We start from the raw sequence: 22,060 nt of genomic DNA, 5'->3' as shown, positions 1-22,060 counted from the left end.
TGTATATATTCAGCACATTCGTCAGATTAAAGGGGAAAAGTGGGAATCATCCCCTACACTATTGCTGCACTAAAGTTACGAGGATACAGTCACAAAACGATTAAAGCGTATTGTAAACAGGTCGAACGTTTTCTGAGCAGTCTTCCCCTTGGAAATAAGGATGTGATTACATCCAATGTTCAGGTATATTGTTTAAGTTTGCTTGAGCGAAGGATTTCCCATTCAAGCGTAAACCAGACCATTAGCGCGATCCGTTTCTATTGTGAACATGTGCTTCGTCACTCTACGGATGTCCAGTATATTCGTCCCAAAAAGCAGACCAAGCTTCCACATGTTATGTCTGAAATGGAAGTTGCTCAACCAATCCTAAACATAGAGCAATTTTGTTTTGACCTATTCTTCTGGACTTCGAGTAGGTGAAGTTGTGTGTCTGCGTTGCAGTGATTTGGATATTGAAAGGCAGACACTCATAGTGAGACAGGGAAAGGGGCAAAAGGATCGGAGGACACTTCTTTCAAGTCTCGCCTGGGGAGTGGTACAGAAATACATTGCTGAATATAGATCAAGTCGTTGGCTGTTTCCAGGTCAATCTTCTGATCGACATCTTACTAAGCGGACCGTGCAGAAGGTTTTTGAAGAAGCTCGACGACGCGCAGGTATTGGGAAAAAAGGTTATTATACGTGCGCTGAGGCATTCCTTTGCCACTCATTTGCTGGAAAATGGGAAAGACTTTCGCTACTTACAGGAGTTACTTGGTCATACGAGTGCACGAACAATCCAGCGATATACTGATGTTAGCACCAAAAATATTCAGCGTATTCAAAGTCCATTAGATCGTATGGACATGGGAGATTGAGCCCTCCGAATATTCTCCCTTTTTCGCCAAATTTTTCTTCGCTAATTTCACAACATGGGTTATCATATACGTAGTTCAGTTAATGGACGGAATTGTTGTTTTTACGAAGTGCATAAATTAGATGTTATGTGAAGTGAATGAAAAAATGGGGATGAAGAAATGTACTATTTTGAAACCAATGCTTTAACAGGACTTTCAAATGTGTTGAAAGAGTTAGTAGAAAGTAATAATACAATATATACCTCTTATCTTTCGATTTTAGAATTAATTTCTGGTATAGACTCTGAAGAAAAATTTTTAAAGCGTAAATCAATACTGCAAAATGTTCGAAAGTCTAACATGAAAATTGTTTGGAAAACTCCTAGACAAATTATTTATGAGTCATATGAATTATGTTGTGATGATACTTTTGATATTAAAATTGCTCGTACTATGTTTGACCGGATTTTATCATCTGAAAGTTATAATAAATTGAAAAAATATTCAGACAATATCAATGAAGAATGCAAACTAGAATATTTTGTTCAATATGATGAAGAAATATCTAAAGCTGGTATTGATTTTTCGAAAGAAGACATTATCAGGTTTTCGAATGCCTACCCGAAAGATACAAGAAAGGAAATTAAAAATCACCTTTTAAATACTGATTATATTTTTGCTCAAGCACATGTAGAAAGTGAAATACTCATCAGAAGCAATTTAGAAGAAATAATTAAAATTGAAGGGCTAACAGGAGATTATTTTCAACTTATCAAAAAGTATGATAGAAATTTAGATGACTATTGCTTTGTGCAATCTTTTAAATCAATAGAGAGTATCATTAAAGGTAATGAATATGGAACAAATGATTTAATGGATCTGCTTCATCTATTGTACTTAACTAAATCAAATATGATTGTTACTAACGATGAAAAATTAAAATTATTAATAGATAGGACAAAGAGATTTAAGTATATAGATACCGAATCAGTAAAAAACATCAATAACCCTTAATAGTCATTAAACTTACACTCCAAAGAACGAAATGGAGCAATAAATAAATTGGTAAAATGCTCTCTTGCATATTTATTAACATCACCTAACATAATATTCATGCTAGAACATTCGTCCTTGGTCCGGTATTCGCCGGACACCAAGCATACGCTGGGTCGTGAACACGTTAGCCGAAATTTGTTTAAAGAAGAGGTGCGAAATAAATGGAATAAGATCAATTTAAGGGCAGGCTGGCCAGCTATTATAAGTTTCGTAGAGAGTGTAGGGCAGTTAAGAGGTTGTACTTCATTACAATATACTCGTATGAAGAAAAGGCACAGCAAATTATTCAAGATAAGCTGGATTTGAAGATAAATGGATCTTCAGAATTTCACTTTAAGGGTGAGTTAATTGCACGTTCTCCTTATGAGATAAATACTAAATTGACAAGTAGATATCCTTCGATTTTAAGAGAATTTCTATTTATTAGATTGATGTCTTTATTAGAAACTTTCTTCTACGAAACACTTGGTGAGCTATCTCAAATAACTAATTTACCTTTCAGAAATAACAAAGATATAAATTATAAAGTCGGAGAGTTACTTTCAATCGACGATATTCAGGTCATAAAGAAAGAAATAATAAATACTGAAATAAGATCAATAGTCTCTCAAGGGTTCAAAGAAATAGATCGATTTTTTTCGAAGTTAAATATCATTTTTTCTAACTCAGGAGTGAATTTAAAGCAGCTTGGATATCTATATGATATTAGGAACTTGCTAATCCATAATAATGGGGTAGTAGATGATTACTTTATTCACAAACATTCATATCAGGATAAATCTAAAAAAATTATCATAACAGAAGAACTATTACTTGAGACAATAAGTATTTTAAATAAATTGTCTAAGTTTATTTATTCAGGGCTTGATAATCAATTTAGTTTGGTTCCAAAGAAAGTAAAAGATAGGAAGGTAAAAAGTCCAAGAGAGTCGGATGATGAAGTAATTATTGAAGAAGCATATAAAGCTTCTTTTTTTATAAGAGATAATCTCAAAAACCTGTTGAATGATGATTTCCAGTTCGGTTTTTCAAACACTTACAAATTCATTGAAATTAAATCTGAAGTAACAGTATTAACTGAATATGAAGCTCAGTGGACAGTTGTTGGATCGAGAAAAGTGATAGGTGAATATAGAGGTTTTTTAAGGAAAATGAAGCGTTTAGGATATTTTCAAAATCTTGAAATGATGAAGGTTAGATCAGAAGAGCACTAAAATCAGCTAACATAACATTCACGCTATGGGCATTCATTCTCGATCCGGCATTCGCTGGATACCGCTGGGTCGTAGAATATAGGAACGTTAGCTGAAATTCAATAGGAAAGGATTATTTTATGAAAAGTATAGCAAGTTTTTGATGGAGAGACATTAACAAACCTTAAGAATATTTCTGAGTTAGAGTTTGAGTATTTTATAGAACATTCAGAACGTATAAATAAATTTGTGAACGATTATAAAAGGATTTCAATAGAAGTATAAGGAGGTAATGGATAAATTTATAATTAATTATTTAGATAACGCAACTAATATAGGCACAGCTTCTTTCCTGAGTGAATTACCTTAAATATCTGGCATCTTTTAAATCAGTTCTAGATCATTGGGAGACGCATTTAAAGAGATTATATGGTAATGATTCAAAGCAAGTCAAACATCCAACATAATATTCACGCTATGGGCCTTCGCCCTATGTCCGGCATTTGCCGGACACCAAGCATACGCGGGGTGTGAACCCAGGAACGTTATCTGAAAGACTAAAGGAGAAAACAATGGCAGACAAACTTCTAAGACTTTATAAGAAGGATTTGAGCTTGTTACAAATCATGTTTAAAAAAATGAAGTGGCAAGGCTTTTACAGATCCATTATTGCTATACTTTCAAGTATCATCTTAATCATAGCATTAAAGTACAATCTAAAATCTGATTGGAGCAATGCTTCTTTTATCTCTTTAATAATTTGTTTTGTTGTCTCCTTGAGAGACTTGACCTTAGAACGAGATCGAATAATTAAATTTGAGAATAATGGAAAAAACTATTACCAAGTTAGAATTGAGGGATTAAGAAAATTTTTGAGAAATGAGGGCATTGATACAGATCCTAAAAAGATAGATTTGTTGATAAAGCTAGTAGAAAAGCAAGCTGAAGAACAGAAAGTTCCATTCTTTGTAGGGAGAGGAATTCTTTTAACCGTCCTTTTACCCATTGTTTCAGCTACTTATACAAATATTTTAAATAAATATACTGATGACTTAACTACTGTTTTGACAATATTTCTAATCATTTTGGGAGTTATTTTACTTGTGTTTATCTATGCTTCTTTTTTTAGATTTATTTATGACGAGTTTATTAATGGAGACTATCAAAGATATAAAACTATAGCTAATGACTTGCGAGAATTGCATTTTAAAGTAGTATAGTCCTTCATATAACATAATATTCACGCTGTGGGCATACGCTCTAGGTTTGAAGTTGCCGGACACCCTGTACACGCTGGGGAGTGAATATAGGAATGTTGGGCGTAATCAGAAACGAGAGGTCAATTTAAATGAAGTTTAAACTTGTGGTTACGATAAAGAATTAGAGAATAGTCATATCATACCTTAGATTTATATATAAATGGATCAAAAGGACAAAGGACATCGTTAAAAGCATAGTCTCTGCTAATCAAAGAATTATTCCGGCATACTTCGTTTAGGGTTTAAAAGTTAGCCGGTACTAATGCAAGTAAATATAAATAAGTGAGGATCACTGCAATGGAAAGGATATATCCGAGGACAATTTTTGGAATTCCAATGGAAATAAAGAAGACAGGGAAACAATATATTGTAGAAGTCCCACATTTGAATATGATCACAAAATCGGATAGTAAGGGAAGAGCTATTAGAGATGTTTTTGATAAAGTTAGAGAAAACTTGAAGGCTAAATCAATTGAACCCAGGGCTATTGAAGATCAACAGTATTTTCAAAATGTTCAAATACGAGTGTTTAAAGCTAACCAAGTACTTACCAGACTAGGTTTTACAATTATTGCTGATGAGGTAACTAAGCAAGATATGAGTGTAATAGAGGCTATTTATACTTCAATTGATGTAAACAAGTTAAAAGAATCCGAGAGATATGAAATTGACGATAAACTAGCAAATGTTTTTAGTAAGTATGTTATGAATCCGGCCAACAGGGCTTTGAATATGAACTCCCTAATAATGAAAGCCGAGCATATAAAGAAGTTTTCACATTTAGTAGATCAAGCTTATATGAGCCTGTTTCGTGGTGAATTTATCTCAACGATAATGATACTCATGCCTGTGATTGAAGGAGTATTATTATCGTTATATGGATATGATTCTAGTAGTAACAAACCAAATGAGAATCAGCTTTTAAATAAATGGGCGGAATTAGAATATAATCACGATTCGAAACAGTTTCCCCATTCTTTTATGTTTGACGAATATATTAGGGCTTTCATAGATATATGGGAGCAAACTATTTTTAATAAGCATCAGACTGCAAAGGGAAACTTATTTTTTAATAGGCATTATATATCTCATCTTATGGGAGAAGGAAATTTTTATACAAGAAATAATGCAATTAAGATGGTATTACTTGTCGATTTGCTTGCTTATGTAATGGCTATCTCTCACGGACAACATCATCGTTTTTATTATGATACAAAAGGTGATGAATATACAAGAAGGTTCATGCACTATAAAAAACTTGCACTGAACATGCATGACTACAAAAGTTATTATACATTAATGCGCGAGCATTCATATTTTGAGAATAATATTTAGCTTCTCACTGGTTAAAAATATATTCCCGTAGCTTTATTGACTTCTTGGTATGTCTATGGGGAGTTGACAGACATAGAGAAACTTTTAAAAGATGTATGTATTACTTTTAAGGAGTGGGTAGAGTGATTATCAATTTATCAACAACAGATGGAAATTTGGAGATTGAATTATCTCCTTCCGTTATTCATAAAACATATAATGAACAAATTGATTTCCCTGAGATCGAATTTAACTCTGATGTATCTCCGATTATTCATTCAATCAGACTGATTTCTTCTTTAGAATTTATATTAGATGAAAATAGGAATACGGAGAGGCTTGAGGAGCTTCTTAAAGAGAATTACTGGATTGATGAGGAGAAGGATCATTTAGTAATTGCGGAAATGATAATATCGGAGTTTCCAGAACTATGGAGAGATCGAATGGATGTAAATTGGTCATATTGGCTCGATGCAGTAGATGGGGATCATATGGTTGTAGGTTTGAGAGCGGATGAAATAATAGAAAGGGATTTATACGACATGCCATTTGATGGAGGTAGTTTGTATTATATTAAGAATTTTACTGTACATAATTCGTTCAGTAATCAAGATATAGAAAAGAATTTACTTCGATACACTTTTGAAAATTTTCTCCCCCATGTAAACGGAATGGTATTTTTCATTGCTCAGGATATTGACTTTGATGATGAAGATAAAAAAATCATTAAGGATAAAAAAATGACAGAAATACTTGAAACCCTTGGATTTTCTCGTAACTTTAATTCTACTGTTAACGATCTGATTTTCGAGATCGAAGTACATAAACTTCAAAATTCATATATCTATCCTTCATTTTAAATAGAGTATCCAAGGTAGTGCCATAATTAAGTTTCTACTTACAGAGATGCTCTCTGAGAAAAACGGTTGTTCTGAACTTCAGCGCAGCCGTTTTTTCTTGAGAGTGTAAATCCGTTAAACAGGATAATTACTCGAGCGATTCAATAAGGCAGTGTTAAAAAATAGGGAAAATTGGAATTTGGTACTTTTTTTACTCGGGGGATCAATCGGTTTATTTTGTTTTGATTCGATATCCGCATTATAAAGATCACATTTTCTTGTACAATTTTGATGAAGTGAGAGTGTATACCATGAAGTATAGATAAACTCATCATAAGGGACTGTTCATATCAAGCATTACAAGACATGATGCAGTTTAGACCCATCAGAGAGGTGGATGTATGAGCCGGTTGCTTGACTTATTGGAAGAGGAACGGCGCAAGCTTAATCAGCTTGGAGAGGCATCCTTGAAGCAAGCGATTCCGTTGTGGGATAATCCCGAAGTTCAGGATCAGAGCCGAAGGGTAGATGAACTGGTGGCCCGAGTGGGTGAAATGAAGGCGAGACATAACCAAATTGTACGATGATGAGTGAGGTACATAATGCATATGGGAGGATGAGCAATGGATTTTCCACCGTGGTTGCAACAAGCAATTCAAGCTAGACTGGATGAGGTCTCTGCCCGGATCGAACATGATCCTGAACTGAACCGCATACGTGGGGAAACAGACGAAGCGTTTGAAGCTTTATTTGCAGGCGAGGATGTCGAGCAGACACCTGAATATGCTGAGTGGGAGAATCGTTACATTGTCGGCAAAGGAATAGAGAATAGACAGTTATACATGCAAGGGCTCAGAGATGGAATTCAGCTTTCAGTTTTCTTGCTGGGTCAGTCGATGTTGACTGACAGGGGGAATGATAGAACGGATGCCTGATTGTTTGAATATCTGGGATCATTATAAGAAGGGCGAAGAGTTGAGGACGGCAAAACGTCTATGAGGTTCTGAAAAGTTTTAGTCCATCCAAGCGAACCCATAAATCAGGGGGGAAGCTACTTCGATTCCTTCCTAAAAAAACAGCTGAAGCGTGTATATTTCGCTTCGGCTGTTTTTTTATTGCTCTACTTTTCCAAAATCCAAATCCTTACTTCCCGCTCACCGACTTAAACCAATCATTCACTTCTTGCGTGATCTGATCTCTGCCATTGGATTTCCAGTTGGCGACGAATTGGTCGAAGGCGTCGATCGGCAGCTTGCCGTAGATGATTTTGTTGAAGGTTTCCATTTCGGACTGGCGGAGCAGGTTCCATTTGGAGACCATCGTTGGCGTTGCTGCTCTGGTGAAGTAGTTTTGTTTGCGGATGTCGAGCTGCGACATCACGACTTTGGTAGCAGCCCAGTTTTCGGGTTTGCGGAACTCGGCCATTTGTTTTTCGTATGGCGTTTCTGGTTTCTCGCCGTCAGCCAGCTTCACGAGGGTTTTCATGTACAGATCCGGGATACGGGCAGGGCCAGTCAGGAACGGGAACTCGTTGGAGAAGTCTTTGATCTTGTCTTTATGCTGGTTGGTTCTCCGTCCACGATGTCCCAGTCGTACCCTTTGGCAAAGCCGTATTCGTATTCACTGTCTGCGGCCGGGTTAGCTTGGTTGTCGAGCAGGTAGTTACAATACAGGAAAATGGCTTCCGGATGCTTTGCATCGTTGTTGATCATGATACTTGCGTTGACACCAGAGCTTTGCCACTTCGTGCCGATTTTGCCGTCTGGACCTGCCGGAATCGGGTAGACTTGATTTCGGAACCAGGTACGTTCTTCAACAGAACTAATCAATCCCACAAGGCCATTGTGAGTACAGTACCATCTTCATCGCTGTTATCCCCGGTTTTTTTTGAACTCCCCTGTCTGAGGAGAAACTCCAGTGAACAGCCTATGCTTCCGATGCAGCTTTCTTTCCGAAAGCCTTTAGGCGCACGTCTCGCTTCTCCAGATGGGTTAGTGTGGCATGGACCCAGCCAAGTAAAGCGCAGATTGATAATTCAAGAAGAAAGCCGGCTAATTCGTCGGCTGTTTTTTGATTCACTCAACGAACGCGCGTCAAAGCGAGAGAACTACTTAACAAAGTTAGCGCCTATTGTTTTTAACAAAACAATTAAATAAAATATTATTGTATTTATTTCGATATAATGCTACTATAAATTTGTTTCCTAGGAAACAATAAATTGTTTTTATTTTGAGCAAAACAATCCCTAAGGAGGAAGCGCATGCAAAAAATCAATCCGAGTACCCTTACCCAAACAGTGACCAATCTCATTTCACAAATCGTCATTGCACCCGCTTCTCCTTTAGCTTTTATTTCCGGACAAGTTGCGTTAAACGAAAAAGGCGAGTTGGTCGGAAAGGATGACTATCTGCTTCAGGCCAAGCAAGTCTTTGCCAATCTGAAATTAGCTTTGGAGGCCATCGATACCGAAGCGGAGAGCATTGTTCAAATGAGGATATATGTCGTAAACCATAAGCCTGAGTTGGTTGAGTCGATTTTTCAAGCCGGCTTTGAAGTATTCGGAGACGGATGGCCCCAAACGGCTAGTACCTTTATCGGTGTTCAGGCGCTTGCCTTTGAGGAATGGTTAATTGAAGTGGATGCCATTGCAGCGATTTCCAACTAAGAGAGGAGAACTCTAAAAATGAATTATGATGTTATTATCATCGGCGGGGGACCTGTCGGTATGATGTTGGCCGGGGAGCTCGCTTTGGCGGACGTGAAGGTTTGTGTTTTGGAGAAATTGAAAGATACCACCCCATACTCTAGAGCGCTTAGCATCCATCCTCGTACATTAGAAATTTTGGACTTGCGAGGTTTGAAAGCGGAATTGTTGAAGATCGGTAAACCGCTGCCGACCGGGCATTTTGCAGGCTTGGAAACACGGTTGGACTTTACGGTCATCGACTCTTCATCCAATTATTCATTGTTTATCGCCCAATCGGAAACCGAAAAGGTACTGGAACGCAGAGCCAGAGAGCTGGGTGCAGAGATCCGGCGAGGAATGGAAGTAACGTCCATCTCACCGAATTCTGAATATGTCGAAGTGATGGCCGCTGGAACAGAGGGCGAAATGACATTAACAGCAGCATATGTTGTTGGTGCGGACGGAGCCGGAAGCATTGTACGTAAACAGGCGAACATTCCCTTTAACGGAACGGATGCAACGCTTACTGCGGTCCAAGGCGACGTTGTGTTTAAACGCCCGCCTGCAACGAGTGTCGTTTCCCGCTTTGACGAGAACGGGATGATCATGATCGTTCCTGTGACTGAAGAGCTGCACCGCGTAGTCTTTATCGATCCGGATCGAACATCCGTTCCAAAAGATACACCCGTCACACTGGAAGAACTACGCTCGGGAATGCTCCGCATGTTAGGGGACGACTACGGGATTTCAGATCCGTACTGGATGACTCGCTTTGGCAATGCTACTCGACAAGCTGACCGTTACAGGGAGGGAAGGCTTTTCCTTGCAGGGGATGCTGCTCATATTCATTTCCCTGCCGGAGGACAAGGGATGAACGTGGGACTGCAAGAGGCGATGAATTTGGGGTGGAAATTGGCTGCGCAAGTGAAAGGATGGGCGCCCGAGGGGTTGCTCGATACTTACCATGAAGAGCGTTTTCCCGTCAATTCAGCATTGCTCAGCAATACACGTGTCCAAACCCTGCTATTTGGTACCGATTTTTCGTCGACTATGATCCATCTGCGGAGAATGATATCGGATTTATTGGAAAGTCCGGAAGCGAACTATCGTTTAGCGAGTCAAATTGCAGCCGTGGATGTTAGCTATAATGTGCCAGATGCAGTTTCTGCACATCCGTTAAATGGTCGCAGGCTTGCAGAGATCAAACTGCGTAAGGAAAACGGCGATGTCTTCAGCAGTTACGAACTTTTCCGGGAAGGCAAATATGTATTGCTTAATCTCGTTCATGATCAACTCGTGGAAGGCATCATTCGTCGTCTGCCCGATCAGCATTTCACATTGGTCAGCGCGACGTTGGCGGAACCGGCTCTGGACTGGAACAATGTGCACACCGCCATGATCCGTCCGGATGGATATATCGCATGGGCCATTTCCGATCAAGAACGTCCATTGGAACGATGCATTGAGGAAGGAATTAGGAGTATCAGCAAAGGGTAACGCTTTTTTTTAACCTTATTGTTTTGAGGAAAACAAAAATAGGCCCGGAAGCCTCTGATTCATCGTTTTCCGGGCTTTTTTATTGTCCGAAATATAAGCGCATCAAATGTTTTTTGCGAAACAATCATGTATAATGAGGAAAGATACGCGAATAGAGGAGAACGAAGAAAATGCAGCCCATGGATCTTTCGAAACAATGGATTTTTAAAAGCTTCATCCATCTTATGAGTCAGCAGGACATAAGGGAAAGCAAGTTATCCGTCCGCATGAGTGAGGAAATACATAAATTCGAAAAGGAATTTGGTGAAAAGGGAAATTTGACCTTGTCGGAGATTCACCTCATCGCATGTATTGGAGATTTCTCACCGATTAATGTCACCTCCATTGCGGAAAAAACCGGATTAACCAAAGGCTCCATCACAAGAATCAGCAAAAAACTTCTGAAACTGGCGTTAATCAAAAGACAGCAGATGAATGACAATAAAAAAGAAGTCTATTACGCTTTGACCTCGAAAGGCCAAAAAATTTATGTGATCCATCATCGGATCCATCAAGAAATTGAAGAGCGATTCATGAATTTTCTAGATAAGTACACTGCTGATGAGCTTGTTTTTGCGAGTAAGTTCATTCAGGATTTAACGGAATGGGATTATTAAATGGACGCTCTGGCGACTTCAATTTACGTTTTTTGGGGTAAAAACCCGTGATGACAAGAACGAATAGCCACGCCATGATCAGCATCACATAATCTTTACGTCCGGAACTTAAATTTAGTATTTGCCAAACATATGAAGCATAGAATAAGAGGGCACCGGCAGCTACTAAAAGTAATGTCCTACATCCTAATTTTACAACATATTTATCCTTAAGCCTGGTGAAAAAGACTCTTCTACCGGTAGCCATTCTTATACCAAACATTATCACGTAAATGCCAAACAAGGTCCCGATCGAAATGGATAGAATGAAATTATTCGTTCTCGATTGAGTCAACGAAGAATGGCCCTCCGGTAACGAACCGGTTACATATTCAATCCATGCATGGTAAATATCCTGTCTCAGATCGATTCCATTATCGCTGTTCGTAAGAATGACCAAACCTTCTTTGGTTTCCGGGACAAAACCGTACAATGCATGCCAGCCTCGATTGTCGCCAGAATGGTAAATGAACGTCTGCTCTTTGGATAGCTTTCTGATAAATACGCCCAATCCACTCTCACCTATTACTGGCTGCTGCATCTCCTCTACAAGCTCGTTTTCGAGAAGTCCATTCCCTTGCATCCGATTCAAATGGTCCATGCTGGCCAGAATCAGTTTCATCATATCCGTGGAGTTCGTCTTAAGTCCAGCCGCTGCCTGCTCGGTAAATTGGTAGTTCGGAAGCTCCTGTCCGAAATAACCGTATGCTTTTGACATCCGGGGATCGTTGGGATCTTGATGGAATGAACTCGAGTCCATGCCTAGCGGCTTAAGGACTTCTTCCTCCATATAACGTTCAAATGCCATTCCAGTAACCTCCTCAATCACGAGCTGTAGAATGGTATAGCCCCCACCAGAGTAAACCTCTTTTTCCCCGGGCGTATCGGTAATCCTCACAGGTTCATTAAATAGGCCTTTTCCGTTCAACGAATCTTCTATACTGGAAAGCCGGCTTTGCGGTGCCGTACCGAGATACCCTTTATGGGCAGATAAGCCTGCCGTATGACTTAACAATCGTTTTATGGTGACCTCATCAGGATTAAACTTGGCGTCAGGTAATTTCCACGAGGTCAAGTACTTTTCAACAGGGTCGTCGAGCGAAACGAGCCCCTTTTCTACCAATTTTAGGACTCCCCATGCTGTAACGCTTTTGGATATCGAGCCCGCCTGGAACAAGGTTTGATCGGTCAGTTCGATCTTGTTTTTCTTATCGGCATAACCATAGTTGAGAAGATAAGCGACACGACCTTCGTGAACTATGCCGACGGTCAATCCGGGTACATCATATTTATCCTGCCATACCGGAACCTGTTCATCTAATAGGTGCTTGAATTCCTCTATTTTTCGTGGCGTCTGAGAGAGGGGGGCTGCTTCAACCGTCTTCACATACTCCCCAACTGAAACCAAGATCACGACAAGACATACCAAACATCGAAATAGATTTTGTACCTTTCTTTTGCACACCCGTTTCACTCCTGCCATGTTAATGAACTCGCATATTTACAATAGCACTGATTCATTGCTTCGCTCGATCGATTTACCTTACATTTGCCGTTTTCACCTTACATATTTGTCATATGAGAGAACCTTCGGGCACCCATGATATTCTTGAGGCTTGTTAGGTATTGCTAAAATAATCTGACCATGTAGTAAGCCATTCCTGGTCAGAAAGTCAGATAAGCCCATTTGAGCAGAGGCAGCCAGACTTCCTGCTTTTTTATTACGCTATCTGGAAACGGTAACTGAATAAATCCAAGAAGGTAGCCGATCTACGTTATCGGCTACCTTTATCAAGTTTACGCTAATATGCTATCAATCGGAGTTACATTATAATATGAGGTATAAAAAATATGGAATTATTCGAGATTGCCAACTACCAGATTTGGGGGAAAGAGATGGTTAGAGGATATCAAATTCCTGAGACTCTACAACGATTGTTTCGGTTAGACGAGCAATTAGTCAAAAAGTACGGTAAAAAGTTTGATGATTTTTTTGGGGCCAGGTTAACCTTTGAAGAGGAGGGTTACGATTGTACTCCGGATGACGCCATTGTCTTCTTATGGACGGGGGCAGATGGGGATCACTTTGTTTTTCTTACTGATGGGGACACCGTAGACTCATTAGAAGAAGCCCCAATTTTCTTTATACAGCCGATGAGTTTTAGTGACCCGTACAAACCTGTTGCAAAAAACATAAAAGAGTTCTTAGCTCTTTATGTACAACTTAGAGAGCTTTATCTATTTGAATGGCTGCCAAGCTACAAGACCGAAGAAGCATTTTTGCAACACTATAAAGATGAATTTGAAAAGGATATTTTAGAAAATAAACAGGATCAAGATGTCTTCATAGCAGCCATTGAACAGGAAATCCAACTCCCGAAAATTGAAAGGGTATTTGTCTATATTCAGGAACTTAACGGATTGTTCCAAAAGAGACTTAAGAATTTAAAGAAAAGTTACGATATGAATGGCTAACGGGAAGGAAAGATTATGGGATATAATGGTATAAAATCTTAATTGTGATATTAGGGGGAGTTACAATGAACATCGCTTTTGCAAATGATTCGGATTACGAATACATCAAAGGCAGGGACCGTCATATTTCAGAGAACCTCATATCCGCCAAAATAAAGGGGAAAGAAATCTACATCATAAGAAACCTGGATGGAAGTAACATCGGATGGATGAGGTATGGTTATTTTTGGGACAACATCCCGTTTATGAACATCATTTGGATCGATGAACCATTTCGGGGCAAGGGTGTAGGGAATAAAGTTGTTCTCTTCTGGGAGGAGCAAATGAAACAAAAGGGCTTCAACATGGTCATGACATCTACCCAGGCTGATGAAGGCGCACAACATTTCTATAGGAAGCTGGGCTATCAAGATGCTGGATGCCTATTACTGGATACACAACCATTGGAAATTATCCTGACCAAGCCATTAAACTAGCGGAAACGGCGGCAATAAAAACATAAAAGGAGTTGAATGAGAACGATGACAGCATCATTTTCACATCAGCCTGAAGGGTACGAATGTCCATTTTGTTGTATTTGGGGGATCGAGCGACCCAATCAGGGAACCAAACAAAGGGATATCATCTATCAAAATGAAAAGGTAACAGCATTTATAGCGGGTAAATGGTGGCCAAACAATAAAGGACATGTTCTTGTTATTCCGAATCAACATTTCGAGAATATCTATGAACTCCCTGCGGATTACGCTGTTGAAATTCACCGTGCGGCACAGCTTACAGCATTTGCAATGAAAAATACATATGGATGCGACGGGATTTCTACGCGGCAGCATAATGAGCCTGCCGGCAATCAAGACGTGTGGCACTATCATCTCCATGTGTACCCTAGGTATGCGGACGATCAACTTTACCTGTCAAAGGGTTCACCGTCCGATCCGGATGAACGCGCTTTCTATGCGGACAAGCTGCGTTCCTGGATAAAGAAAAATGATTAAATACTTGTCTTTTTACGAAATGCGGACGGGTTTATGCCAGTCCATCTCTTAAATTGTCTGCTGAAGTGAGAAAGATTTTTATACCCTAATCGATTTGCGATTTCATTCAAAGATAACTCTGGTTGCTGCAATAAGATTTTTGCTTCTTGTAATTTTAGCTCGGATAAATATTTTCGAGGTGACATTTGGTAAATCTTTTGAAAGACTTCTAAACCATAATTGGGGCTGATCCCAAGAGATGCAATAATCGGCTGTATGTGAACGGTAAAGTCTACTTTACCGTTTGTTTCTATGCATTTTTTTTTGAAGGTCCACTTGATGGCCTCTGCAATTTCCTTGGCGTATTTTGCAGTGGTCATGGATTGATTTGTTCTTACATTCGAGTTTGTTGGCTGCAGATCCACAAGTATTTCTAATAATTCAAAGAGGATAACCTGTGCTCTTAATTTTGCTGTTGAAAATGAAATCTCTTGATCTTCTAAAATGTCAATCCATTTTTGAAGACAGCTCCTTAACCTGCTGTAATACGGATTATCAGGCGTATAGACCCAATCGCAGTTTTTCATGATCTTCATTCGCAAAGAAGGTTCATCAATATCGAAATGAGCACAAAAATAAGTCATTGAACCAGAAGAGATGCAATGATTGGTATGTTCAAAGCCAGGAGGAATAAGAAGAATTTCGTTCTTTTGGATGACATAACGGTCTTTTTCAAGACATGTCTCCTGAGTGCCATCTAATACAATTAATATCTCAAAAGCATGATGGAATTCTTTCGTCATGGACCAGTGTGAAGGAACGGTCTGCTTATGGGCACCGAAAAAACGTATGTTCCAATCAATACGCGGAAGCAGCTGTGTTGTATCTCCAATAAATCGTTGTATATCGTTTTCCATTTTGAGATCCCACCTTGATTTGGGTAAATTAAACCTTCATTGTGCAATCGAATTTCAAGTTTAATCGTTATTATAATATAAGTGAGCAGCAGGAAACGCTTTCGAAAATGACCATGATTTATGTTCTATTATCGATATTTAGCAGACGCATGTTTATTATAGTCAAAAAAGAAAACGGTATCAACATGTTGCTTGGTAATGAAAAAAAAGGGTAAGCTGCATGCCGGGAAATAGAAAGCGCTTAAAAATGCGATTGAAAGGGAAAGAAGAAATGACAATGATTAATAATCCGATAATACCTGGAATGGCACCAGACCCATCGATTATTCGGGTGGATGATGAATATTATATCGCAACGTCTACGTTTCATTGGAATCCAGGGATCCAGATCTTTAAATCATCAGATTTAGCCAACTGGGAACTTATTAACTTTGCATTAAAAAAAGGGGAGGTTGATTTAAGGGGAACACATACACCCGCCGGAATCTGGGCACCGCATTTATCCTATGATGCTTTCACAAAGAAATACTGGTTAGCCTACTCCCATATGATCAATATGGCCGGTCGTGAATTTAATGCGGATTCATACGCGATGTGGGCAGAAGATATACACGGGCCATGGTCAGCGCCGATGTATCTAACCTCCATCGGTTTTGATCCAGCCATTTTCCATGATGACGACGGAAAACACTACATTTCCATCCTTGAATGGGAAACAAGAGAAGGCTATCAAGCGCCCGGGCATATTGTCATCGCCGAGTATGACTTGGAAAAAGGTGAAGTCATCGGTGCTTGGCAGCGAGTAACACAAGGGTTTACCAGTCGTGGGTGCGCAGAAGCACCGCAAATTTATAAACATAAAGACTATTATTATCTTATTATTGCTGCCGGCGGAACAGGCTATGCTCATGGTGTGGAGATTGGACGCTCCACAACTATCTTTGGCCCCTATGAACCGCATCCATCGAAAGAACCGATCATCACGTCTTCACCGCGGCATCTTTTTTCACTTGGCGATCCGGATGCGGGACATTTTGAAATGTACAATCCACATTCATTGATGCAAAAAGCAGGTCACGGTTCATTAGTTCAAACCCATACGGGCGAGTGGTATATTGCACATCTGATGTCACGCCCTCTGGAAGGAACTCTCTTAAATCCGTTAGGTCGGGAAACATCGATTCAAAAAATGAAATGGTCACAGGATGGGTGGCTCGAAATGGAAGATGGATCAAACCTGGCCAAAATGGAAGTAAAGGGGATGGAGGGAGTCCAGTTATCGCCTGTAGGATCCCATGACATCCATGATCATTTTGATGATATAACCTATGATATTCGCTTTATGACTCCCTATCGAAAGCAGGAAGCAAGTTGGGTAAATACAATCGAACGTTCCGGATATCTGCGCATTTACGGAGAAAACTCTCTTTTTTCGCAAATGAATCCTGCAATCATGGCAACTCGCGCGACATCATTCCATTATGAGTTTCAGACCAGAATTGAATTTCTCCCTGACCATTACTCCGAAACTGCCGGTATGGGACTCTACTATGATTCAAATAATTGGATCTATGCGCACTTAACGTATTCAGAATCATCAAATGGAACGGTGTTGAGCTTATTGCAGGCTAATCTAGGTAAACGTAAAGAATTGGTTCAACAGACGATCCCGGTTCTTGACAATGTAGTTGACTTAAAAGTTATCTATAAGTCGGGTATGGTGGATATATTTTATCGGTTGAAAATAAACCAGGAGTGGCAATTATTAAAAAACGATATCAATGCTATGTATTTATCGGATGAAGGCGTAAACGGCGAACCAGGTGAAATCGGTGGATTCACAGGACTGTTTAACTTCATAGGTTCGGTTGACGCACATCAACATGACTCATACGCAGACTTTGACTTCTACTCCGTAAAGAATTTTTAGACGTTCAGAGAGGAAATTACACATGAAAACGATACCGCTTAAACGATTAGTGCCCGGATTAATCATTGGACCTGCCTCCTGGCTGGGACCATATATTGCAACAGCAAGTTTATTTTTGCCTGCGATGATACAACATTTGGATGCTGAAAACAAAATTAATATCGTAGCCTTGTTCTCCGCATTAGGGATGGTCGTGGCAGCCGTTTCTAATATGATCGCCGGATATGTCTCTGACCGTACCCAATCGCGTTTTGGTAAGCGGACGCCTTGGCTTGTCTCTGGAGCTTTTGTATTTATGTTGGCGATGATCTTCGCCTCAATGGCTACTTCCATACCTGTTTTGTTGATCAGTTGGATGCTTGGCCAGGTTGCATTGAATTTTATTGTGGCTCCAATGGTCGCTTGGTTAGATTTAGCACCCGATCATGGCAAAGGGACGGCTTCGTCCGCTTATGGCGGGCTAGGTATGGCGCTTGGAAACAATGGTTTTACGATTCTAGCCGCCGTTTTTTTGGGGCAATATCGTTTAGGGTTTGTCATCTTTGGCATCATTACATTCATTGGTACACTGATCGCAGCGTATATTGTACGTGAACCATCCAATTTGGATGAGAAGATGGATCAATCATCATCACCAACGAAGAACGCGTTTTCATTCAAAGAATTGGTTACAGTGTTCCCTAAATGGTCTATCGGTCGTGACTACTATTTGGCTCTCATTGGAAAACTCTCTCAAGGCATTGGGAACTTTGCAATAACAGGGTATCTGCTGTTTATCATGACGGACTTTTTGCATAAAGATACAACAGCAACACAACAATCGATACAGTTAATCAATATCATCATGTTAATATTTGGAATTGCCATGGGGTTTATTGCTGGCCCGATCTCGGATAAGTTTAATATCTTAAAATTACCTGTTGGTTTATCTACCATTTCATTAGGAATTGGAGCACTGAGTCTGTTCTTCCTGCAAAATGATGTGGGTATCATGGTTTATGGGTTTTTGGCTGGTCTGGGTATGGGAATATGGAACTCCTTGGATAATTTATTGAATTTAAGAGTTATTCCTGATAAGGAACGAGTGGGATTGTTTTTAGGGATATACAACTTGGGAAATACGGTAACACAAGCAATAGCCCCCGTAATTGCAGCATTTATGATTTCACAAATAGGGTTTTCATCCATTTTTGTAATGTCATTTATTCTTGCAATCATCGGTGGTATATCCATCCTCTCTATAAAATCTGTAACTAGATAGTACCGTAAGGTCTTACATCCATTTGGATATGTTGAGTAAACACAATCAATATAAAACCATGATACGAAGGGAGCCCGTATTGCTGTGGAGCTCCCTTATTGTGAGTTCATGCGTCCAATACCACTAATATGGAGCTTCTTTTGTCTTTTCCATTAAAGGGCATCCTCTGTAAGTTGCAGTAAAGTCGCACGTCGATCATCGGGATCTGCTATCCGCTGAATGAGCCCATCACGCTCAGGGTGCTTCTTTTTGGTGGCCAATTCATTCATCTCGTATTCTTATTGGATATGATGAGAAAACTATCCTTAAAAATGCTGGGGATGAGGGTTTCAGACATGAAGAGATTTATCGGATCATTGCTAACGGTCATCATTTTCTGGATAACAATACAGCCTGTTTGTGCAGAGCCAAACGATGAACCATTGAAACGGCTTGTGCTGACTTTGTTAGCTCCAAAAATACAGGAACAGATTAACCAATACTATACTAATAAATTTACTGTATCACCTACGTTTACGCCTTTTTTGGATGGAACTGATGTAGACGTTGAATATTTTTCTTCACATATTGAGGTTCAGGTTAAAACACCCATTGAACTCCCTCAAATATGAACTAGTTTTCTCACTCAAATACGGAGGATTGAGGTGCGCGCTCGAAGCTCATGCAGGTCCGCCATTTATGGTAATCATCGCTGGCTTGTTGCTCTTATTAGTAGGAGATCGTTCTAGTAAAGCAAAGAGAGGTATGGCTGTTTTTCGGAATGGATCTATAGCAAGAACCCCGTTATCTGATTCAACAGGTAACGGGGTTTTTCATTATTCTAAACGATCGGATCTGCGCACTTCGATCTGAAATTGATCGGAATACGACTTGAGGTTGCCTGCAAGGCTGGCAAGCTGTCCGGAGATGTTCGACAGTTCGTTGGCCGAACGTTGCTGCTCTTCAGCACTTGCCGCGACTTCTTCAGTCATGGCCGATGTTTCCTCGGTTGCGGAAGCAATATAACTCAAGTGCTGTTCCACCTCCTGACGAATGGAGTGCATATCCGCCGTCCGGCTTTCCAAACGTTTAGCCAGCTCCTGGACTTCGTTCGATAAGCGGCTAACCTGCCTAAACGTCTGGAGGCACTCAGCGATCTGTTCTTCCTGTTCCTTGGCTGCAGCCATATTCGTATCAAAATGACTACTCATACGTTGTATCTCTTGAACGAATGAACTCAGAATTTCATCAATCTCCTGAATCGAACGTTCGGATTGCTGAGCGAGGTGTCCCATTTCACCAGCAACGACAGCAAAGCCTTTCCCCGCTTCGCCAGCCCGGGCTGCCTCGATGGAAGCATTCAGCGATAGAATTTGAGTTTGTTTTAAAATGCCGTGAATTTGTCCGCTAATGGTAGAGGCGAGTTCCGACTGAGTCGTCAGGGACTTAGAGATTTCCTGCTGATGCTCGACACGCTTGGCATTCTCCCGGCCCTTCTCAAGCAGAGCCTCATGTTCTCGCGTAACTTGTGCTTGTACGGCAGATAGCTGTTCTGAAGTATCGGTGAACTGCTGCACATATGAACCTACTTCATCCATGATTTTGCCCAGATTCTCGGAGTGCTGGACGGAGTGTTCCGTCTCTTCAGCTTGTTTCATGGAGCCTGTGGCTATTTCCTCGATCGCTCTGGAAAGTTCTTCGGTCTGACGCAGGTTTGTCTGAGCCGTTTCGGCAATATGGTTTGAGGACTGCTGGAGCGTATTGGATCCTTGCTGTATTCCCATCAAAATATTCGTCAATTGGGCAACCATGACATTAATCAAATGACTGATATCACCGAGCTGGTCGTTTGTCATAGGTGTGGATACGACTTTGAGATTCCCATCGGCGACCTGTTCGAGGCTTAGCTTAATATCGCGTACTTGTCTGAGAATGCCTCTTACCACAAATAACATCATGACCAAAGATAGAATCAGCACAACCGCAAAAATCGGGATGATGGTCCGATACGCATCATTTACGGATGCCTTGGACATTTGATTCACGGCTGCAGCGGAAATATCGATGCCCAGGTAGCCGATTACAGTACCTTGCGAATCCTTGATTGGCGTAAAGGAGGACAATAGCTGCCCCCAGGTCGGATCTTCAACGATGCCTGTTGTGACGACTTCACCGTTTAACAAGCGCTCCTGAATCTGGGGATTGAATTCCATGGCAGTCCCGTAAGGGCTATATTCCGAATCGTCCCAATCCGCTCCATCCACGGTGTAGATCCATCCGTCCGAAGTTTTGTTATACATATAAACATATAGGGCTCCAGATTGAAGCCTGACTTTAACGAGTTCGTCTCTAAGACTTTTGTATTCGTTGCTCTCCTCCGAAGCAGTAGCATATAATGTTTTGATAATTTCCGATTCCTGGCCTAATTGAGAGGCCGTGTTCATTGCCAGCTGCTGGTTGTTATGCTGCATGGTCATTAATGATGCATTTTCACTGGAATCCATCGTGGCCCATATGATTAGACCACCCATGGCCAATAGCGGAACCAGAATGATCAAATACAGTTTAAACCTTAAATCCGTCTTTTTATTGCGAGCCTGTCTCACGATCTGTTCCCCCTTAGAAGTAGTTAAAACCTAAAACAACATCGTCGTTTTTTAATATAGCTCCATACTATTTATCGTAAAATAGGAGGGGGAAGTGAAGAATAAACCTGGAATTATACTTGAATATACATAAGAAATCGGAGTCCCAGAGGACTACGAAGTAAATTGAATGTGGGATATAATGGTACGAGGCTGTCAATATGCTGGATCGGCGGTATAGTTTGAATATCCATCGCTGCGTAATACGGGTGAAGGGAAACAGGGGGAATAATCAAAAGTGGATTTCTTTTAACAACCTTTTGTTACTGATGATGCTTACGCGTTGTCGTTCTATGATTCGTTATAAACGCTATATAGGTTGAACTAGATATTTACACGAAAACGGAGGGGGCAGAAAGAATCTGGAGAAGCGAAGCGGTCGCGTTTATGACCGGATTTTCCCTTTGAAAAGGGAATCAAAAAATCTGGGGATAATAGCGATCGGAAGATGGTTCTGACCACGTAGTGACTCTGTGTAAAAATCATTGGTTCAACTTATATAAC

Annotated in this window: 23 protein-coding genes and 1 pseudogene; 19 read left to right on the top strand and 5 right to left on the bottom strand. The window is 40.2% G+C overall.

Annotated features, from left to right (window positions below; all coding sequences use genetic code 11):
• Positions 1–39: 39 nt before the first annotated feature.
• The 10 genes and pseudogenes from RSX24_RS32285 to RSX24_RS05535 all read left to right on the top strand — a co-directional run bounded on the left by RSX24_RS32285 (position 40) and on the right by RSX24_RS05535 (position 7,432).
• Entirely contained in the window at positions 40–420 is a 381-nt protein-coding gene (locus RSX24_RS32285) for a phage integrase N-terminal SAM-like domain-containing protein (protein ID WP_438286758.1), read from the top strand.
• Positions 421–424: 4 nt separating this feature from the next.
• Positions 425–604: pseudogene (locus tag RSX24_RS05575) on the top strand (integrase); the annotation flags it as partial.
• Complete coding sequence (locus RSX24_RS05570; protein ID WP_343259909.1) at positions 549–857, top strand: tyrosine-type recombinase/integrase; 309 nt, start codon at positions 549–551, stop codon at positions 855–857. The pseudogene RSX24_RS05575 and the gene RSX24_RS05570, both read left to right, overlap by 56 nt.
• A gap of 159 nt (positions 858–1,016) precedes the next feature.
• Positions 1,017–1,850 (top strand): hypothetical protein, encoded by an 834-nt coding sequence (locus tag RSX24_RS05565; RefSeq protein WP_343259908.1) that lies wholly within the window; start codon positions 1,017–1,019, stop codon positions 1,848–1,850.
• 278 nt (positions 1,851–2,128) lie between these two features.
• Entirely contained in the window at positions 2,129–3,106 is a 978-nt protein-coding gene (locus RSX24_RS05560) for a hypothetical protein (protein ID WP_343259907.1), read from the top strand.
• 551 nt (positions 3,107–3,657) lie between these two features.
• Positions 3,658–4,305: a hypothetical protein gene (locus RSX24_RS05555; protein ID WP_343259906.1), complete on the top strand. Its 648-nt coding sequence runs from the start codon at positions 3,658–3,660 to the stop codon at positions 4,303–4,305.
• A gap of 336 nt (positions 4,306–4,641) precedes the next feature.
• On the top strand, positions 4,642–5,679 hold the full coding sequence (locus RSX24_RS05550; RefSeq protein ID WP_343259905.1) for a hypothetical protein: 1,038 nt from the start codon (positions 4,642–4,644) through the stop codon (positions 5,677–5,679).
• 122 nt (positions 5,680–5,801) lie between these two features.
• Positions 5,802–6,518, top strand: a complete 717-nt coding sequence (locus tag RSX24_RS05545; RefSeq protein WP_343259904.1) for a hypothetical protein — start codon at positions 5,802–5,804, stop codon at positions 6,516–6,518.
• Between the two features lie 380 nt (positions 6,519–6,898).
• Entirely contained in the window at positions 6,899–7,084 is a 186-nt protein-coding gene (locus RSX24_RS05540) for an aspartyl-phosphate phosphatase Spo0E family protein (protein WP_343259903.1), read from the top strand.
• 36 nt (positions 7,085–7,120) lie between these two features.
• Positions 7,121–7,432, top strand: a complete 312-nt coding sequence (locus tag RSX24_RS05535; protein ID WP_343259902.1) for a hypothetical protein — start codon at positions 7,121–7,123, stop codon at positions 7,430–7,432.
• Positions 7,433–7,640: 208 nt separating this feature from the next.
• Here the strand turns inward: RSX24_RS05535 and RSX24_RS05530 are convergent, their stop codons facing one another.
• The gene (locus tag RSX24_RS05530; protein WP_343259901.1) at positions 7,641–7,982 is read right to left on the bottom strand and encodes a hypothetical protein; all 342 of its coding nucleotides are present in this window, start codon (positions 7,980–7,982) and stop codon (positions 7,641–7,643) included.
• A 29-nt stretch (positions 7,983–8,011) separates the two neighbouring features.
• Positions 8,012–8,326: a hypothetical protein gene (locus RSX24_RS05525; RefSeq protein ID WP_343259900.1), complete on the bottom strand. Its 315-nt coding sequence runs from the start codon at positions 8,324–8,326 to the stop codon at positions 8,012–8,014.
• A 431-nt stretch (positions 8,327–8,757) separates the two neighbouring features.
• Between RSX24_RS05525 and RSX24_RS05520 the strand changes: the two genes are divergently transcribed.
• From RSX24_RS05520 to RSX24_RS05510, 3 genes are all read left to right on the top strand, one after another.
• Positions 8,758–9,162, top strand: coding sequence for a RidA family protein (locus RSX24_RS05520; RefSeq protein WP_343259899.1), 405 nt, complete (start codon positions 8,758–8,760; stop codon positions 9,160–9,162).
• A gap of 18 nt (positions 9,163–9,180) precedes the next feature.
• Positions 9,181–10,680, top strand: a complete 1,500-nt coding sequence (locus RSX24_RS05515) for a monooxygenase (RefSeq protein ID WP_339276854.1) — start codon at positions 9,181–9,183, stop codon at positions 10,678–10,680.
• Positions 10,681–10,850: 170 nt separating this feature from the next.
• Positions 10,851–11,336 carry a MarR family transcriptional regulator gene (locus tag RSX24_RS05510; RefSeq protein WP_236416304.1) on the top strand — a complete coding sequence of 162 codons (486 nt, stop codon included), beginning with the start codon at positions 10,851–10,853 and terminating at the stop codon, positions 11,334–11,336.
• Here the strand turns inward: RSX24_RS05510 and RSX24_RS05505 are convergent.
• Positions 11,305–12,858: a serine hydrolase domain-containing protein gene (locus RSX24_RS05505; protein WP_343259898.1), complete on the bottom strand. Its 1,554-nt coding sequence runs from the start codon at positions 12,856–12,858 to the stop codon at positions 11,305–11,307. The genes RSX24_RS05510 and RSX24_RS05505 overlap by 32 nt on opposite strands.
• 368 nt (positions 12,859–13,226) lie before the next feature.
• On the opposite strand from RSX24_RS05505, the gene RSX24_RS05500 reads away from it, so the two are divergent.
• The 3 genes from RSX24_RS05500 (at position 13,227) to RSX24_RS05490 (ending at position 14,845) form a co-directional block, all read left to right on the top strand.
• Positions 13,227–13,850, top strand: a complete 624-nt coding sequence (locus RSX24_RS05500; RefSeq protein ID WP_343259897.1) for a hypothetical protein — start codon at positions 13,227–13,229, stop codon at positions 13,848–13,850.
• A 65-nt stretch (positions 13,851–13,915) separates the two neighbouring features.
• Positions 13,916–14,326, top strand: a complete 411-nt coding sequence (locus RSX24_RS05495; protein ID WP_339276858.1) for a GNAT family N-acetyltransferase — start codon at positions 13,916–13,918, stop codon at positions 14,324–14,326.
• Positions 14,327–14,371: 45 nt separating this feature from the next.
• Entirely contained in the window at positions 14,372–14,845 is a 474-nt protein-coding gene (locus RSX24_RS05490) for an HIT family protein (protein ID WP_339276859.1), read from the top strand.
• Here RSX24_RS05490 and RSX24_RS05485 read toward each other — a convergent pair.
• A complete protein-coding gene (locus tag RSX24_RS05485) occupies positions 14,842–15,741 on the bottom strand; it encodes an AraC family transcriptional regulator (RefSeq protein ID WP_339276860.1) in 900 nt (299 codons plus the stop codon). The two genes, RSX24_RS05490 and RSX24_RS05485, sit on opposite strands and share 4 nt — an antisense overlap.
• A gap of 220 nt (positions 15,742–15,961) precedes the next feature.
• Between RSX24_RS05485 and RSX24_RS05480 the strand changes: the two genes are divergently transcribed.
• The 3 genes from RSX24_RS05480 to RSX24_RS05470 all read left to right on the top strand — a co-directional run bounded on the left by RSX24_RS05480 (position 15,962) and on the right by RSX24_RS05470 (position 19,543).
• On the top strand, positions 15,962–17,671 hold the full coding sequence (locus RSX24_RS05480; protein WP_343259896.1) for a glycoside hydrolase family 43 protein: 1,710 nt from the start codon (positions 15,962–15,964) through the stop codon (positions 17,669–17,671).
• 22 nt (positions 17,672–17,693) lie between these two features.
• Positions 17,694–18,932, top strand: coding sequence for an MFS transporter (locus tag RSX24_RS05475; RefSeq protein WP_339276864.1), 1,239 nt, complete (start codon positions 17,694–17,696; stop codon positions 18,930–18,932).
• A gap of 335 nt (positions 18,933–19,267) precedes the next feature.
• On the top strand, positions 19,268–19,543 hold the full coding sequence (locus RSX24_RS05470) for a hypothetical protein (protein WP_343259894.1): 276 nt from the start codon (positions 19,268–19,270) through the stop codon (positions 19,541–19,543).
• Between the two features lie 204 nt (positions 19,544–19,747).
• On the opposite strand, the gene RSX24_RS05465 is transcribed toward RSX24_RS05470, so the two are convergent.
• Positions 19,748–21,517, bottom strand: coding sequence for a methyl-accepting chemotaxis protein (locus tag RSX24_RS05465; RefSeq protein ID WP_343259893.1), 1,770 nt, complete (start codon positions 21,515–21,517; stop codon positions 19,748–19,750).
• Positions 21,518–22,060: the final 543 nt, after the last annotated feature.

This window comes from Paenibacillus hubeiensis (genome assembly GCF_032334105.1).
Lineage (GTDB): Bacteria > Bacillota > Bacilli > Paenibacillales > Paenibacillaceae > Paenibacillus > Paenibacillus hubeiensis.
The sequence above is the reverse complement of the archived record's forward strand: the minus strand, read 5'-3'. Positions and strand labels throughout refer to the sequence as shown.

What these genes read in the sequence shown, in the direction of transcription:
- RSX24_RS05565 (WP_343259908.1), top strand. Translation starts at nt 1,017, where the DNA reads ATGTACTATTTTGAAACCAATGCTTTAACAGGACTTTCAAATGTGTTG.
- RSX24_RS05555 (WP_343259906.1), top strand. Translation starts at nt 3,658, where the DNA reads ATGGCAGACAAACTTCTAAGACTTTATAAGAAGGATTTGAGCTTGTTA.
- RSX24_RS05550 (WP_343259905.1), top strand. Translation starts at nt 4,642, where the DNA reads ATGGAAAGGATATATCCGAGGACAATTTTTGGAATTCCAATGGAAATA.
- RSX24_RS05540 (WP_343259903.1), top strand. Translation starts at nt 6,899, where the DNA reads ATGAGCCGGTTGCTTGACTTATTGGAAGAGGAACGGCGCAAGCTTAAT.
- RSX24_RS05535 (WP_343259902.1), top strand. Translation starts at nt 7,121, where the DNA reads ATGGATTTTCCACCGTGGTTGCAACAAGCAATTCAAGCTAGACTGGAT.
- RSX24_RS05530 (WP_343259901.1), bottom strand. Translation starts at nt 7,982, where the DNA reads ATGAAAACCCTCGTGAAGCTGGCTGACGGCGAGAAACCAGAAACGCCA.
- RSX24_RS05520 (WP_343259899.1), top strand. Translation starts at nt 8,758, where the DNA reads ATGCAAAAAATCAATCCGAGTACCCTTACCCAAACAGTGACCAATCTC.
- RSX24_RS05515 (WP_339276854.1), top strand. Translation starts at nt 9,181, where the DNA reads ATGAATTATGATGTTATTATCATCGGCGGGGGACCTGTCGGTATGATG.
- RSX24_RS05510 (WP_236416304.1), top strand. Translation starts at nt 10,851, where the DNA reads ATGCAGCCCATGGATCTTTCGAAACAATGGATTTTTAAAAGCTTCATC.
- RSX24_RS05505 (WP_343259898.1), bottom strand. Translation starts at nt 12,858, where the DNA reads ATGGCAGGAGTGAAACGGGTGTGCAAAAGAAAGGTACAAAATCTATTT.
- RSX24_RS05500 (WP_343259897.1), top strand. Translation starts at nt 13,227, where the DNA reads ATGGAATTATTCGAGATTGCCAACTACCAGATTTGGGGGAAAGAGATG.
- RSX24_RS05495 (WP_339276858.1), top strand. Translation starts at nt 13,916, where the DNA reads ATGAACATCGCTTTTGCAAATGATTCGGATTACGAATACATCAAAGGC.
- RSX24_RS05490 (WP_339276859.1), top strand. Translation starts at nt 14,372, where the DNA reads ATGACAGCATCATTTTCACATCAGCCTGAAGGGTACGAATGTCCATTT.
- RSX24_RS05485 (WP_339276860.1), bottom strand. Translation starts at nt 15,741, where the DNA reads ATGGAAAACGATATACAACGATTTATTGGAGATACAACACAGCTGCTT.
- RSX24_RS05480 (WP_343259896.1), top strand. Translation starts at nt 15,962, where the DNA reads ATGCCGGGAAATAGAAAGCGCTTAAAAATGCGATTGAAAGGGAAAGAA.
- RSX24_RS05475 (WP_339276864.1), top strand. Translation starts at nt 17,694, where the DNA reads ATGAAAACGATACCGCTTAAACGATTAGTGCCCGGATTAATCATTGGA.
- RSX24_RS05470 (WP_343259894.1), top strand. Translation starts at nt 19,268, where the DNA reads ATGAAGAGATTTATCGGATCATTGCTAACGGTCATCATTTTCTGGATA.